Source organism: Streptomyces sp. NPDC048751, from assembly GCF_043198595.1.
Taxonomy (GTDB): domain Bacteria; phylum Actinomycetota; class Actinomycetes; order Streptomycetales; family Streptomycetaceae; genus Streptomyces.
Genome location: NZ_JBICUX010000001.1, coordinates 177,460 through 191,318, shown reverse-complemented (window position 1 = coordinate 191,318; position 13,859 = coordinate 177,460). Strand labels below are relative to the sequence as shown.

11 protein-coding genes are annotated in these 13,859 nt (G+C 72.3%); 4 read left to right on the top strand and 7 right to left on the bottom strand.

The window, feature by feature from the left end; translation table 11 throughout:
* Positions 1 to 194: 194 nt before the first annotated feature.
* The 4 genes from ACGFNV_RS00870 to ACGFNV_RS00855 all read right to left on the bottom strand — a co-directional run bounded on the left by ACGFNV_RS00870 (position 195) and on the right by ACGFNV_RS00855 (position 4,891).
* The gene (locus ACGFNV_RS00870; protein ID WP_393618287.1) at positions 195 to 1,313 is read right to left on the bottom strand and encodes an MBL fold metallo-hydrolase; all 1,119 of its coding nucleotides are present in this window, start codon (positions 1,311 to 1,313) and stop codon (positions 195 to 197) included.
* A complete protein-coding gene (locus ACGFNV_RS00865; RefSeq protein WP_393618285.1) occupies positions 1,310 to 2,557 on the bottom strand; it encodes an aminotransferase class I/II-fold pyridoxal phosphate-dependent enzyme in 1,248 nt (415 codons plus the stop codon). Before ACGFNV_RS00865 ends, ACGFNV_RS00870 begins: the two co-directional genes overlap by 4 nt.
* Positions 2,558 to 2,769: 212 nt before the next feature.
* Positions 2,770 to 3,618: a hypothetical protein gene (locus tag ACGFNV_RS00860; RefSeq protein ID WP_393618284.1), complete on the bottom strand. Its 849-nt coding sequence runs from the start codon at positions 3,616 to 3,618 to the stop codon at positions 2,770 to 2,772.
* A 547-nt stretch (positions 3,619 to 4,165) separates the two neighbouring features.
* Complete coding sequence (locus tag ACGFNV_RS00855; protein ID WP_393618282.1) at positions 4,166 to 4,891, bottom strand: ANTAR domain-containing response regulator; 726 nt, start codon at positions 4,889 to 4,891, stop codon at positions 4,166 to 4,168.
* Between the two features lie 97 nt (positions 4,892 to 4,988).
* Between ACGFNV_RS00855 and ACGFNV_RS00850 the strand changes: the two genes are divergently transcribed.
* Positions 4,989 to 6,113, top strand: a complete 1,125-nt coding sequence (locus tag ACGFNV_RS00850; protein ID WP_393618281.1) for a GAF domain-containing protein — start codon at positions 4,989 to 4,991, stop codon at positions 6,111 to 6,113.
* Positions 6,114 to 6,122: 9 nt separating this feature from the next.
* On the opposite strand, the gene ACGFNV_RS00845 is transcribed toward ACGFNV_RS00850, so the two are convergent.
* Complete coding sequence (locus ACGFNV_RS00845; RefSeq protein WP_393618280.1) at positions 6,123 to 6,917, bottom strand: RNA polymerase sigma factor SigF; 795 nt, start codon at positions 6,915 to 6,917, stop codon at positions 6,123 to 6,125.
* 253 nt (positions 6,918 to 7,170) lie between these two features.
* On the opposite strand from ACGFNV_RS00845, the gene ACGFNV_RS00840 reads away from it, so the two are divergent.
* Positions 7,171 to 8,973: a thiamine pyrophosphate-requiring protein gene (locus tag ACGFNV_RS00840; RefSeq protein WP_393618278.1), complete on the top strand. Its 1,803-nt coding sequence runs from the start codon at positions 7,171 to 7,173 to the stop codon at positions 8,971 to 8,973.
* Positions 8,974 to 9,273: 300 nt separating this feature from the next.
* Here ACGFNV_RS00840 and ACGFNV_RS00835 read toward each other — a convergent pair whose 3' ends face one another.
* Complete coding sequence (locus ACGFNV_RS00835) at positions 9,274 to 9,543, bottom strand: hypothetical protein (RefSeq protein WP_393618277.1); 270 nt, start codon at positions 9,541 to 9,543, stop codon at positions 9,274 to 9,276.
* A 161-nt stretch (positions 9,544 to 9,704) separates the two neighbouring features.
* Positions 9,705 to 10,328 (bottom strand): TetR/AcrR family transcriptional regulator, encoded by a 624-nt coding sequence (locus ACGFNV_RS00830; protein WP_393618275.1) that lies wholly within the window; start codon positions 10,326 to 10,328, stop codon positions 9,705 to 9,707.
* A gap of 417 nt (positions 10,329 to 10,745) precedes the next feature.
* On the opposite strand from ACGFNV_RS00830, the gene ACGFNV_RS00825 reads away from it, so the two are divergent.
* Both ACGFNV_RS00825 and ACGFNV_RS00820 read left to right on the top strand, forming a co-directional pair.
* A complete protein-coding gene (locus ACGFNV_RS00825) occupies positions 10,746 to 11,765 on the top strand; it encodes an NAD(P)/FAD-dependent oxidoreductase (protein WP_393619951.1) in 1,020 nt (339 codons plus the stop codon).
* A 94-nt stretch (positions 11,766 to 11,859) separates the two neighbouring features.
* Positions 11,860 to 13,491, top strand: coding sequence for an MFS transporter (locus ACGFNV_RS00820; protein ID WP_393618273.1), 1,632 nt, complete (start codon positions 11,860 to 11,862; stop codon positions 13,489 to 13,491).
* Positions 13,492 to 13,859: the final 368 nt, after the last annotated feature.

Here is a 13,859-nt window from a genome sequence, read left to right as displayed (position 1 = left end):
CTATGATCGATCTTGAGCGCACCGCAGAACTCCTGCGAAAGCGCCTCGCGTTGGTGGTCCAAGGAAAGACGCCCCGCTTCCTGCGGGGAAATGCAGGTGCAAGGCCTGCCCGGCGCTCCAGTAAGGCCCCGCCCCGGTTCTCCGGGGCGGGGCCTCTTGCGTGCGCCCGCCAGGACCTGTCCGGCGGACCGGTCCTATTCCAGGACGCGGGAGCCGCCCACCGGCAGGTCCCAGAGGTTCTCGCGGGGCAGGCCCGCCGCTTCCCAGGCCGCTCGGACGCGGGTGAGGGGTTCGAGGACGGGTTCGGCGGACAGGACGAAGGTGCCCCAGTGCATGGGGGCCATACGGCGGGCGCCGAGGTCCTGGGCGGCGCGGACGGCCTCCTCCGGGTCGCAGTGCACGTCGCTGAGCCACCAGCGGGGGTCGTAGGCACCGATGGGGAGCAGGGCGAGGTCGATGCCGGGGTAGCGGCTGCCGATGCGGGAGAACCAGTGGCCGTAGCCCGTGTCGCCCGCGAAGTGGACGCGGTGGCCGTCGGGAGCGGTGAGCACCCAGCCGCCCCACAGGCTGCGACAGGTGTCGGTCAAGGACCGCTTGGACCAGTGGTGGGCGGGGACGAAGTCGAAGCGGACGCCGTCCAGTTCGGCCGCCTCCCACCAGTCCAGTTCCGTGACCCTGGTGAACCGGCGCCGACGGAACCAGCGGCCGAGGCCGGCCGGCACGAACACCGGGGTGTCACGCGGGAGTCGGCGCAGCGTGGGGGCGTCCAGGTGGTCGTAGTGGTTGTGACTGATGACGACCGCGTCGACCGGTGGCAGCGCGTCCCAGGGGACGCCGACGGGGGTGATGCGGGCCGGGGTGCCGAGGATGCGACGGGACCAGACCGGGTCGGTCAGGACGGTCAGGCCGCCGATCTGCACCACCCAACTGGCGTGCCCCGCCCAGCTGACGGCGAGGGTGTCCGCGTCGACACGTGGCACCGGGGCGGGTGCGACGGGCAGCCTCGGGATGTCGGCGAGGCCCTCCTTCCCGGGCCGGACGGCGCCCTCGCGGGCGAAGCGGGCGAGGGCCTTGAGGCCGGGCAGCGGGGCGGTCAGCCGGTCGTGGAACGACCGCGGCCACACCCGGCGTTCACCGAGCGCTCGGGGGGCGGCGAGGGGCGGGGCAGTGGGCTCGAAGAGTGACGTGGCCGGGTGGGGGCCGGGGTCGGCGCCGAGGGGGCTCGGGCCCGTGGTGGTCGGGCTCGCGGGGGTCGTAGTGGCCGGGGTCGTGGTGGTCGGGCTCGTGGTGGTCGACTCGGACTGCTGCGTCATCGAGGAGGCTCCCGTCGCTGAGCGTCGTCGCGGAGATCGTCGAAGACCGACCTCAGGGTGATCAACGCGCGTTGCACGTGTGGCAGTTCCAACGGTGAGGGGGAAGTGAGGCATTCCGCGCGCTCCTCGGGCGTGGCGCCCAGCAGCGGGCCGGTGGCCAGCCGGACGCGCAGCGCCTCGAGGTCGTCGCCGAAACGGTGGCCGCCCGGGGCCGGCATGCCGAGCCGGGCGGCGAGGTGGTCCTCCAGGTCCTGCGCGTCGCCCACGCCCCGCGCGGAGAGCGCGGCGCGCAGCGGGCCGAGGTCGACGTAGAGGTGGCGCCCGGCCCGAGGGGGCAGGGACAGGGCCCCGGCCGCGACCACCGCGTGGTGCGCGGCGGCGGCCACGCGCGCGTGCAGGCGTACGGCGGCGGCCACGCGCGCGGTGACGGGCTCGGGCTCGCCGAGGGCGTGTCCGGCCGCCACGGCCACCGGGGCGGCGACGCGGGCGCCGAGCGCGGTGAGCACGTCGAGCACACGCGCGTGCAGACCCGCGCCGGTGGGGCCGGTGGGAAAGCGCGCGACGGCGGCGGGCCAGCCGGAGGGGAGCAGCGCGCCGGCCAGGTCGGTGACGACGGTGACCTGGTCGGGCAGCATCTCGGCGGGGCTGAGCAGGACGGTGTCCTGCGGGGCGTGCACGGTGTCGCGCCAGGTCTCGTCGCTGACCAGGTGCAGGCCCTCCCCCGCGGCGGCCTCCACGGCCTCGTGCAACACCTCGGGGGGCGCCACGGTGGCCGTGGGGTCGTCGGCGACGGACAGCACGAGCAGCCGCGGGTCGCCCCCTTCGTCACGCACGCGGCGCACGGTCTCCAGGAGCGCGAACGGGTCGGGGACGCCGCCGCACTCCGCGGGTGTCGCCACGTGGAAGACGGGTCTGCCCAGCAGGCGCGCGTACGGCGCCCACCAGGCGGCGCAGGGGCGGGGCACCAGGACGTCGCCGCCGAGCGCGGCGGTCAGCGCGACGAGCAGGGCCGGGGCGCCGGGGGCGGCCGCGGCACGGTCGGGGCCGCAGGTCAGGCCGCGGCGCTCCCAGTAGCCGCACGCGGCCTCCAGCAGGGCGCGCCCGCCACCGACCGGCTCGCTCGCGGGACGGGCGGCGGCCGCGGCGAGGACCGCGGCGAGTTCGGGCAGGACCGGCAGTCCGTCCTCGGGGAGCGGTGGGCCGTAGCGGACGGGTCCGTGCCCCCCCGGGTCCGTCCGCCGCATGGGTACCTCCGCGTCGCTGGTGCCCGTGCCGTAGGCGTCGGGCGTGTGCTTTTGTGCCGCCTCTCCTGTGCCGCCGGTCGCCTGTTGGTGCGTATGACGCCGACGTGCCCTCGGCGTCTGAGTACCCCGGGTTCCCCCACCCCATGGCCACCCGCGCGGGTTGCGCTGATCACAGCGGCCGATGCTCCTTGTCCACCGCTGCCGGTAAGGGCTCAGCGGCCGGCGGGGTCCCGGTGGCGCACCCGGTGCACGGCGGCGCCGGCCGCTCCGGTGATCAGCAGCCCACCGAGGACCAGGGCGGGCATCGAGCCCCCGAGAGAGCCGCCTTCTCCGGCCCGCACACCGCGCTGGATGACCGCGGCGGCGCAGTCGCGGGGGGCCTTGGGGCCGTAGGACGGGGACTCGTGGGGCTGGGTGGCGCGGGGTGGGGGGCAGGGTTTCGCGGGGGCGGTGGGGCAGGTGGAGGCGGCGGGGTCGGTGCCGTGGGGTGGCGGGCAGGGCTTGGTGGTGGGGGTGAGGCATTCGAGGGCCGTGTCGGTCGCCTCGGTGGGCTCGGTGGTCTCTGTGGTCTCGGTCGTCCCGGTCGCCTCGCTGCCGTACGGCTCGGTGCAGGGCTTGACGGGGGCGGGGGTGGGGGCGGAGCCGATGGCTCCCCGGGACACGTCCAGCGTCGCGCTCCAGGGCTGGCCCTGTCCGCCGGGCGGCGCGGGGCAGGTGCCGTCGACGGTCCACGCGGGGTCCCCCTCGGTGCCCTCCTCGCCCTCCTCGGGAGCGATGCGGCCGGTACCGGTGTAGGCGGGCCCGGACAGCTCGTCGTCGTCACCCGGGACGTGCTTCAGCTCGATCGTGCCCCCGTCGAAGGCCCCCGAAGTGGCCTCCAGCGTTTCAGGAGCGGGCCCGCCGAGGGGGTCGCAAGAGAGCGAGACGCTGACGTCGCCGCCGGCGGAGACGGTGCTCGGGCTGACCTCCACGTCGGGGTCGGCGGACACGACCGGCGCGGCGGTCACCAGGGCCCCCACCACCAGGGCGGCGACGGACAGGGCGCGGGAGGTGCGGCGCATGAGACGAACTCCTTCGACCAACCATCACAGGACCCGAGCTTCGCGCCCCACAGCCATCACAGCCCGACCACCGCGACCCCGCGCGCGACCGGACACCATTCGCGGGACGAGGGCGGCCGAACGAGTGAGATCCGGGGAGCGCGGTGGTGAGCCATCAAGGCCGGCGGAGGGGGTGCGGATCCCGGGCGGGGCGCCCAGGAGCGTCGTCCCGGGCGCCCCACCGCACCGCGGGACACCGGGCGGCTAACGAGCGGGAGGGCCCGACCCGGCGCGGCCGCGCGATCGGCGCCGACCGCGGACGGCCAACCACCCCGCTCGGTGATCGCTGGGCAGCGTGGGCGTGGCGGGCCCGATAGGCGCCCTGGCCGCGACAAGCACAGGTGCGTGCCCTGCTGCGGCAAGCCCGGTGGGCCATGGGGGCACCCCGGCCGGTGGGTGCCGGGGGCACGCGGGTCCGGCGGACGCCGTGGGCTTCGCGAGTGCGGCAAACACTGTGGGCACGCGGGTCTGACGAGCGCCGTGAGCTGACCCACCACCCCGCCCCACCTCAGTTCAGCAACGCCGCCAAGTCCCGCTCCATCCCCCTCCCCCGTCTGCCCACCACCGCCGACGCGACGTCGAACAGTTTGCGGTTGGAGTCCTGCGACACGCGGCGCAGGACTCCGAAGGCGGTGTCGGGGTCGCAGCCGAGGGCGTGCATGACGATGCCGCAGGCCTGGTCGACGACGGGGCGGGAGCGGAGGGCCGTGCCGAGTTGGTCGAGCTCGGTGAGGGCGGCGCGGTAGGAGCGGTCGCGGATGAGGCAGGTCGCGGTGACGTCACCGAGCGCTCGCGCGGGCCCGTGCGGTACGTGCGTGAGCGCGCCGGGGCGGAAGCTGTAGAGGCTGAGGGTGATCGTGAGGTCCCGGCGCCGGAAGGGAAGCGTGACGCTCGAGCGGACCCCGGAGTCGAGCGCCACGGCGCGGTAGTCCGGCCAGCGCTCGTCGCGCAGCAGATCCTCGCTGTCGACGGGCGCCCCGCGGTCGAGCGCGGCCGGGATCGGCCCCTCGCCGCTGCGCAGTTGGACGGCGACGAGCGCGCCGAGGTCGGGATGGGTGACGGTGGCGTGCCGCTCTGGGCTGCCCTCGGCCACCATGCTGCTCGCCCCGCAGCACTCGGCGGTGCAGCGCACGGCCTGTTCGACGAGTTCCGACAACCGCCGCCCCGGCAGGGCCGACTCGGGGGACTCGGTCCTCTCGGTCCCCCACCGGCCAGGCCCTTCCCTGTCCGACATGCCGCGCCCCTCCTCTCCAGCGCTCTGCGCACCACCCCCGTCGCTCTTCCCGCGCCTTCCCGACACCCCTCGAAGGAAACCGGGTTAAGTTCGTCGCATGACGCAGACGGACGAATTCGGTGACGAACTCGCGGACTTCGTACGACGGGTCGCGGAACTGAAGGCGGCACGGTCGGTGCAGGCGGGTGACCTGCCGACCGTTCTCGACGCGGCGATCTTCGAACTCGACCACGTGGCGGGCCAGTTGTGGCCGCAGTACGAGCGGTTGTCCACGGTTGGCACGCGCCGCACCGCTCCCCCCGACCGTCAGGAGCAGCAGTTGTTGCGGGCGGTGTTCCAACGCGTACCCGTGCCCGTCGCGCTGGTGGACCGCGAGACGGTCGTGCGCCGGCTGAACCCCGCCGCGACCGCCCTCACCCAGGCCCGCGCGGGTTATGCGACGGGCCGCCCGCTGACGGGGCTCCTGGCTCACGCCGACCGCGCGGCGTTCCGTTCGCAGACCGCCGCCGTGGCGCGCGGCGAGGGCGACCGCAGTCTCACCGTCCGCCTGCAGCAACGCCCGTCCGTGCCGGTGCACGCCACCCTCGCCGCGGTGCATCCGCCCGGCGAGCCCCGTGCCGCGGTCCTCGTGGTGCTCCAGCCCGCCGGACGCCAGGCACCGACCACACCCGAAGCACCGCCCATCCAGGCCCCTGATCTGGGGGAGGCCACCCGTCACGCGGCCCTGATGGACCTCCTGGACGCGATGACCACGGCCCTGCTGACTACTGCTGGGACCGGCGACCCGGAAGCGGTCCTGGACGGAGCGGCCCGCGTCCTGCACGGCCGTTTCGCCGACTGGGTCGTCGCCGACGCGGGATCCCCCCTCGGGCTCTCCCGCACGGCGACGTTCGCCCCTTCGGAGCAGGAGGCGGCGGCCCTGGGAGCCCAGGATCCGGCCGACAGCCCCCTGGTCCTCGAAACGGCCGGCAGCGGTATCACGTCCCTGCAGATCCGCCCCGAGGACCCCAAGGCGTTCGGCCAGGACGCGGCCGGAACCCCGCTTCTGGTGGCGGCCGACGTGACGTCCCTCGTGTGCATCCCGCTCAAGGCCGAGGGGCGTGTCCTGGGCGTGCTGACCCTGTTCCGCTGCGGCCCCCGCCCGCCGTTCTCGCTGGCGGAGGCCCAGGCCCTGGACACCATCGCCCGCCACATCTCACTGGCGCTCACCAGATCGAGGTGACCGGGACGCTCAGGCCACGTCCCGCATCACCTGGTCCCGCAGCCGGTCGCAGCACCGGCTGATCAGCCGGGACACGTGCATCTGCGAGATGCCCAACTCCTCAGCGATCTTGCTCTGGGTCATGTCGCCGAAGAACCGCATGTAGAGGATCGTCCGCTCCCGCTCGGGCAGCGCGGCGAGCCGCGGCTTGACGGCCTCCCGGTCCACGACGGTGTCCAGCGCCGGATCGGCGGAGCCGAGCGCGTCGCTGAGGGAGTATCCGTCCTCGCTGCCCGGCAGTTCCGCGTCGAGGGACAGCGCGGTGAAGCTCTCCAGCGCCTCCAGACCGGCCTTGACGTCCTCCTCGCTCATGTCCGCGTGCGCGGCGATCTCGGCGATGCTGGGACGGCGGTCGGTGACGGACTGGGACAGTTCCTGGCAGGCGAACCGCACGCGGTTGCGCAGGTCCTGGACCCGGCGCGGCACGTGCAGGGTCCACATGTGGTCGCGGAAGTGCCGCTTGATCTCACCGGTAACGGTGGGCACGGCGTAGCTCTCGAACGCGTTGCCGCGCTCGGGGTCGTAGCGGTCGACGGCCTTGACGAGGCCGAGGAAGGCGACCTGGCGCAGGTCCTCGTAGCTCTCGCCGCGGCTGCGGAAGCGTCCGGCCAGCCGTTCGGCCATGGGCAGCCAGGCTTCGATGATCTGGTCCCGGAGGGTGTCGCGCTGCTGACCCGGGGGGAGCGTGGCGAGCTGGCGGAACGCCTCCGAGGTGTCGGGGGCGTCGTCGTGGGGGTGCTGCTTCACGCTCGCTCGGTTTCGCATGGTGCGTCGCATCTCCCTATGAGGGTGCTCTGGGTGGACGGTCAGCGTGGGAGCGCGCGCGGCCCGGACAGCTCGACCGGGGGCTGCAGAAAGCGCTGCAAAACGCCGCTTTCCCACGGACGTGCCTCCTGTCCGAAGCACTGGTTCCGCGCCTGCCCCCCGCCCCTGTCCGCAAACACCCCCGTAGGTTTTCGGTTCGCGGCGGGGGTGACTCGGGACGTGCCAGGACGTACGTCACGACCGGGAGGTCCGTATGAGCACGAAGGTGTCCGACCACATCCTCGAACGTCTGCGCGAGTGGGGTGTGGAGAGTGTCTTCGGCTATCCGGGTGACGGCATCAACGGGCTGCTCGCGGCCTGGGGCCGGGCCGAGAACCAGCCGCGTTTCATCCAGTCGCGCCACGAGGAGATGTCCGCGTTCGAGGCGGTCGGCTACGCCAAGTTCAGCGGCCGTCTGGGGGTGTGCACGGCGACGTCCGGGCCCGGCGCGATCCACCTCCTCAACGGTCTGTACGACGCGAAGCTGGACCACGTCCCGGTGCTCGCCATCGTCGGCCAGACGCATCGCACGGCGATGGGCGGCTCGTACCAGCAGGAGGTGGACCTGCACACGCTGTTCAAGGACGTCGCCTCCGACTTCGTGGAGACGGTGACGGTCCCCGAGCAGCTGCCGAACGTCCTGGACCGCGCCATCCGCACCGCGTACGCGCGCCGCTCCCCCACCGCGATCATCATCCCCGGCGACGTGCAGGAGCTGGACTACGCGCCGCCCACGCACGAGTTCAAGATGGTGCCGTCCAGCCTGAACAGCAGCCGGTGGACCGCCCTGCCGGACGAGGAGTCCCTGGAGCGGGCGGCGGAGATCCTCAACTCCGGTGACAAGGTGGCGATCCTGGTCGGCCAGGGCGCGGCCGGCGCGCGGCAGGAGGTGGAGCAGCTCGCCGAACTCCTCGGCGCGGGCGTCGCGAAGGCGCTGCTCGGCAAGGACACCCTGAGCGACGAACTGCCGTACGTCACCGGCTCGATCGGCCTGCTGGGCACCCGCCCGTCGTACGAGCTGATGCGCGACTGCGACACCCTGCTGACCATCGGCTCGTCCTTCCCGTACACGCAGTTCATGCCGGAGTTCGGCAAGGCGCGTGGGGTGCAGATCGACATCGATCCGCACATGATCGGGATGCGGTACCCGTACGAGGTGAATCTGGTCGGCGACGCGCAGGCGACGCTGAGGCGGCTGATCCCGATGGTCCGGGGCGAGGGGCGCGGCCGCGAGTGGTACGACACCGTGTGCGACAACGTACGGCGCTGGCACGAGGTGATGGAGCGGCGGGCCGAGCAGTCGGCCCACCCGATCAACCCGGAGTACGTGGCGCGCGCCCTGGATCCGCTGCTGCCGGGGAACGCGATCGTCACCTCGGACTCGGGGTCGGTTGCGAACTGGTACGCGCGGCACCTGACGATGCGGCCCGGCATGCGCGGCTCGCTCTCGGGGACGCTGGCGACGATGGGATGCGGGGTGCCGTACGCGATCGGGGCGAAGTTCGCCCACCCGGACCGGCCGGTGGTCGCGCTGGTCGGGGACGGCGCGATGCAGATGAACGGGCTGGCGGAGCTGATCACGGCGGCGAAGTACCGGGACCTGTGGGAGGATCCGCGGCTGGTGTTCGCCGTGTGGAACAACCACGACCTCAACCAGGTCACCTGGGAGATGCGGGCCATGGAGGGCGCCCCGTCCTTCCTGCCGTCGCAGGAGCTCCCGGACGTGCAGTACGCGGCGTTCGCCCGCTCCCTCGGGCTGACCGGGGTGCGGGTGGAGAAGCCGGAGGACGTCGAGGCGGGCTGGCGCACCGCGCTGGAGTCGGACGGCCCGGCGGTCGTGGAGTTCCTCACCGACCCGGCGGTGCCGCCGATCCCGCCGCACGCGTCCTGGGACCAGATGGAGGCCACGGCCGCGTCGATCCTGAAGGGCGACGCGGACCGGGCCTCGATGGTGAAGCAGGGACTCAAGGCGAAGGTGCAGGAGTTCCTGCCGGGACGGGAGAAGAAGCAGAAGTAGGGCTGTTGAACGGCACTGAATAGTTCAGTTGCGCACGAAACAGTTCAGTGGGCAGTTCAAACAGTTCAGTGGGCAGTTCAGTAGCGCAGTGAACTGTTCGGTGCCATACCTGTCGGCGTGGCGGTTTCCATTTCCCTTGATCTGCCCACGAAGACGTTCTCCGCATCAAAGCCGCCACGGGACTCACGCCGGAGACACAGCGCCGGATGACGTGGACACGCTTTGCCGACAGCGCCCTCCCTGAGAAAGTGCGCACGGCGCGCTGCCCGAACAAAAGGATCGCCGTCAAGAGCAACTGGATCAATCCTGGTGAACCAACCAGATGACGAGGCTCTGCCACATGATGTGCTCCAAGCCGGCTGTCCCCATGATGGTTCGGGGCTCGACGAAGTCTCGGCTCCGTAAGACCGAGATCGCGTACATCATGTGGAATCGCAGGGACGTGAGTCTGTCCGGGTCGAGGGAGGCGGCGATCGCCAGGCGCAGGAAGTCGCCGAGCGATTCGTGATCTTGGTCGTACCACCAGCCATCGCTGTTCGAGCGTGCCGGGTCGCAGTGGCGGCTCGCCACTGCTCCCAGACCACCGCCCACCCCGCATACCCCCGGAACACCACAGCACGCGCCAACACACGAGGTCACGACGGCGCGTAAACCTACGGGCCGTGACTCCGCGGCGTCGAAGTGGGCCGACCGCATCAGATGCCTGTGCGACGAGGCCGGCCGTGCCCTTCTCAGCGGTGGCGCGGGCGAGGCAGCAAGGCGAACGCGCTCTCGGCAATCGAGGTCAGGCGGGCGGGACTGTGGCCGTACGCGCCTACGACATCGCTCCCGCGGATGACGGTCAGCAGAAGGTACGCGAGGTCGTCGGGATCCGCGTCGGGGTCGATGTCGCCGTTGCGCTGCGCCGCTCGCACGCACTCGGCCACCGCCGTCGCGACCACGGAGAAGCAGTCGTTGGCCAGGCGTTTCACCTCGGCGTCGGAGGCGCCGATCTCCAGGGCCATCTTGGCAGCGAAGCAGGCCGCCCCCGCCCGGTCAGAGGCGGGGGGTACGTCGGCGGCGAGTGGCACCCCGTGGACGGCGCGGAGCAAGTACGCGTGCAGTCGTTCCAGGGCGCCCTCGTCCGGTCCGGCGAGCATCTTCCGCGGACCCTGCCCCAGCCGGGCGAAGTAGCCGGCCATCGCCTCCAGCAGCACGCCGTGCTTGCCGTCGAACGCGGCATAGAGGCTGCCGCGGCCCAGGCCGGTGGCGGCGCTGATGTCGTCGACGCTCGTGCCGTTGTAGCCCGAGGCGCGGAACTGCCGCTCGGCGGCATGGAGGACGTGGTCGCGGTCGAAGCTTCGTGGTCTCGCCATACATAGAAGGTAAAGCCGACCTGCCGTACTTGACAACTCAGTACAGAACTACCTAGGTTTCGGACTGTTCAGTAAACAACCACCCTGAGCTCACCGGACAGGGTGCGTGCACGCCTGGCGCGACGGAGAGCGGCCCATGCCTTTGCACTCCTCCGCGCCGCCCGGCATTGCGACGTCTTCCAGGCCGGCAAGGCCCGGTCTGATCCTCGCGATCCTGGCGACGGCGAGTTTCATCGCCGGACTGGATCTGTACATCACGAACGTCGGGCTGTCCTCGGCGCGGGGCACTTCCTGCACCTCGAACAGCCCAAGACGGTCGCCGACCACATCCTGGGCTTCCTGAACAGCTGCCCCCTGCAACCACCCGGAACTCGAAGGGTTGACCGAACCATGACTGACAAGGAAAGGCAGGAGGCCATGGCTGTGACGACTCCTCCGTACGAGAGCGACGCACTGGCCGAGGGGACCGTCGACGCGGTGGTGATCGGCGGGGGCGCCGCGGGGCTGAACGGTGCACTGATCCTCGCCCGCTCCCGCCGCTCGGTCGTCGTGATCGACAGCGGCTCCCCGCGCAACGCGCCCGCGGAGGCCGTGCACGGCCTCATCGCCCTGGACGGCACCCCGCCGCCCGAGATCCTTCGACGGGGCCGGGAGCAGGTGCGCCAGTACGGCGGACGCGTCGTGTTCGGCCAGGTGGTCTCGGCCGAGTCCGCCGCCCCGTCGGCGGACGGGGACCTTCGGTTCACCGTCACCCTTGCCGACGGCCGCCGCATCACCGCCCGCCGCATCCTGGTGGCCACCGGCCTCACGGATGTGCTGCCACAGGTGCCCGGGCTCGCCGAGCACTGGGGGCACAGTGTGGTGCACTGCCCGTACTGCCACGGCTGGGAGGTGCGCGATGAGCCCATCGGCATCCTCGCCACCGGCGCGGCCTCCATCGGCCACGCGTATCTGTTCCGTCAGCTGACCGAGGACCTGACCTACTTCACCCACGGCACCGACCTGGACGAGGACAGCCGCGCCCGCTTCGCCGCCCGCGGCATCCGCGTCATCGACACCCCGGTCACCGAGATCGTCAACGACGAGAACGGTGCCCTCGCCGGAGTGCGCCTGGCCGACGGCCAGGTCGTGGCCCGCCGCGTCCTCGCGGTCGGCCCGCAGATGCAGGCCCGAACCCAGGGCCTGGAAGGTCTGGGCCTGCCGGTGCAGGACCTGCCGAACATGGGCCGCGGTTTCGCCTCCGGCATGGCCGGCACCACCGAGGTGCCGGGTGTGTGGGTGGCCGGCAACGTCACCGATCCGGTCGCCCAGGTCGGGGCCTCCGCAGCGGCCGGCGCACTGGCCGGCGCCGACATCAACAAGATGCTGGCCATCGCGGACACCGACGCGGCCCTCCAGGGGATCGCCGAGGCAAGCCCCAAAGCGGCCACACGATGATCTCGAAGCCCTGAGATCTCAGCCCGTCGCCCGCTCGCCTCACGGGCAATTGAGTGATTCCGCTCGTCCGCCCCGTCCCCCTCAGGAGCTACTGATGCCCTTCCTTGCGAACACCCCCGTGGAAAAAATGACCGGGCCTTACGCGCGGCGCTGGTGGGCGCTGCTCGTGCTGTGCCTGAGCCTGCTGATCACGGTGATGGCGAACACGTCACTGATCGTCGCCGCCCCCGACATGACCACCGACCTGGGCCTGAGCAGCAGTGATCTGCAGTGGGTCGTCGACAGCTACACCGTTCCGTACGCGGCGCTGATGCTGGTGCTGGGCGCGATCGGCGACAAGTACAGCCGGCGTGGCGCGCTGGTGCTGGGTCTGCTGATCTTCGCCGGCGGTTCGGTGATGGGGAGCATGGTCGACGAGACCTCGCTGGTCATCGTGGCCCGCGCGATCATGGGTTTCGGTGCTGCGGTCGTGATGCCGGCCACGCTGTCCCTGGTGGTCGCGACCTTCCCCCGGAGCGAGCGGACCAAGGCCATCACCGCCTGGGCCGCGACCTCCGGGGTGGCGGTGGCCGTCGGCCCGCTGGTCTCCGGCTGGCTGCTTGAGGACCACGCCTGGGGCTCGACCTTCCTGATCAACGTGCCGATCGCCCTCCTCGCCGTGTTCGGCGCGCTCGCCCTGGTACCGCCGTCCAAGGCGCAGGGCATGGGCCGGATCGACTACGTCGGTGGTCTGCTGTCGATCGTCACCGTCGGCTCCCTGATCTACGCCGCCATCGAGGGCCCGCACTTCGGCTGGGGCGCCGGCCCCGTCACCGCCGCCGTGGTCGCCGGTGTCGGTCTGCTCGCCTTCGTCGCCTGGGAGCTGCGGCACCCGCGCCCGATGCTGGACGTCCGAAAGTTCGCGCTGCGGCCCTTCAGCGGCTCGATGCTCGCGGTGATGTTCTTCTTCTTCGGCATGTTCGCCGTGCTCTACTACTCGACGCAATTCCTGCAGTTCGTCCTCGGCTACGACGCCCTGGACACGGGCCTGCGGCTGCTGCCGCTGGGCGGTGCGGTGTTCCTCGGGTCCGCGCTGACCGGGATGCTCACCCCGAAGCTGGGCGTGAAGCCGATGGTGGTGACCGGCCTGGCCATCGGCACGGCGGGCATGTTCCTGCTCACCCAGATCGACAAGGGGTCGACGTACGGGGACTTCCTGGTGCCGCTGATGATGCTGGGCCTCGCGCTCGGACTGGCCATCTCCCCGGCGACCGACACGATCATGGGTTCCTTCCCCGAGTCCGAGCTGGGCGTCGGCGGCGGTGTCAACGACACCGCGCTCGAGCTGGGCGGGGCGCTGGGCATCGCGGTGCTGGGCTCGCTGCTGGGCACGGCCTACCGGGACGAGCTGACCGACCTGGTGGGCAACCGGCTCCCGGCGGAGGCGATGGAGACCGCCAAGGACTCGGTCGGCGCCGGCCTGGCCGTCGCGGAGCGGGTCGCGCAGGATCCCTCCGCCGGGCCCCAGCAGGCCCAGGCCGCCGTGGACGCCGTCCACCAGGCCTTCGCCCACGGAGTCGCCCAGACCAGCCTCATCGGCGGGATCATCATGGCCGCCGGAACACTGATCGTCCTCGCGGTCCTGCCGGGCCGGCGCGGCTTCGCGAAGCAGAGCGCCGAGCCGGGGGCCGGGACGACGGCGAGCGAGGCGGCGACTGTGCAGGAGCACACCGGGTCCACCCGCTAGATCGCCGACGGGGCGTCCACTGGATCGCCGGGGACGCGCCCGCCGGAGCGCCGGGCACCGCCTCCGCCGGATCGCCCGCCAGGCGCGTCGAGCAGGAGCCCGGCGGCGCGAGACGCGCAGGGCGCGGGCGCGGTCCACGGCCACGCGGATCCTCTGCCGGAACACCTCACCGTCCTTGGCCTCCGGGCCGCCCCGGGGCTCTCCTCCGGGGCGGCCCGGAGGCCGAGGGCCGTGAGGTGACAGCGGCGGTCGCCGCAGACGCCGCCCTGCGCCGACAGGCGACCGCCGCTACGCCGCCCTCCGCTATGCCGCACCCGCCGCTGCTCGCACGCACGCGGCGGCGTCGTGCCACCGCCCAGCGGCCCTGC

Excerpts from the sequence above, each read along its gene's own strand:
- ACGFNV_RS00870 (WP_393618287.1), bottom strand. The coding sequence starts at position 1,313 with ATGACGCAGCAGTCCGAGTCGACCACCACGAGCCCGACCACCACGACC.
- ACGFNV_RS00865 (WP_393618285.1), bottom strand. The coding sequence starts at position 2,557 with ATGCGGCGGACGGACCCGGGGGGGCACGGACCCGTCCGCTACGGCCCA.
- ACGFNV_RS00860 (WP_393618284.1), bottom strand. The coding sequence starts at position 3,618 with ATGCGCCGCACCTCCCGCGCCCTGTCCGTCGCCGCCCTGGTGGTGGGG.
- ACGFNV_RS00855 (WP_393618282.1), bottom strand. The coding sequence starts at position 4,891 with ATGTCGGACAGGGAAGGGCCTGGCCGGTGGGGGACCGAGAGGACCGAG.
- ACGFNV_RS00850 (WP_393618281.1), top strand. The coding sequence starts at position 4,989 with ATGACGCAGACGGACGAATTCGGTGACGAACTCGCGGACTTCGTACGA.
- ACGFNV_RS00845 (WP_393618280.1), bottom strand. The coding sequence starts at position 6,917 with ATGCGAAACCGAGCGAGCGTGAAGCAGCACCCCCACGACGACGCCCCC.
- ACGFNV_RS00840 (WP_393618278.1), top strand. The coding sequence starts at position 7,171 with ATGAGCACGAAGGTGTCCGACCACATCCTCGAACGTCTGCGCGAGTGG.
- ACGFNV_RS00830 (WP_393618275.1), bottom strand. The coding sequence starts at position 10,328 with ATGGCGAGACCACGAAGCTTCGACCGCGACCACGTCCTCCATGCCGCC.
- ACGFNV_RS00825 (WP_393619951.1), top strand. The coding sequence starts at position 10,746 with ATGGCTGTGACGACTCCTCCGTACGAGAGCGACGCACTGGCCGAGGGG.
- ACGFNV_RS00820 (WP_393618273.1), top strand. The coding sequence starts at position 11,860 with ATGCCCTTCCTTGCGAACACCCCCGTGGAAAAAATGACCGGGCCTTAC.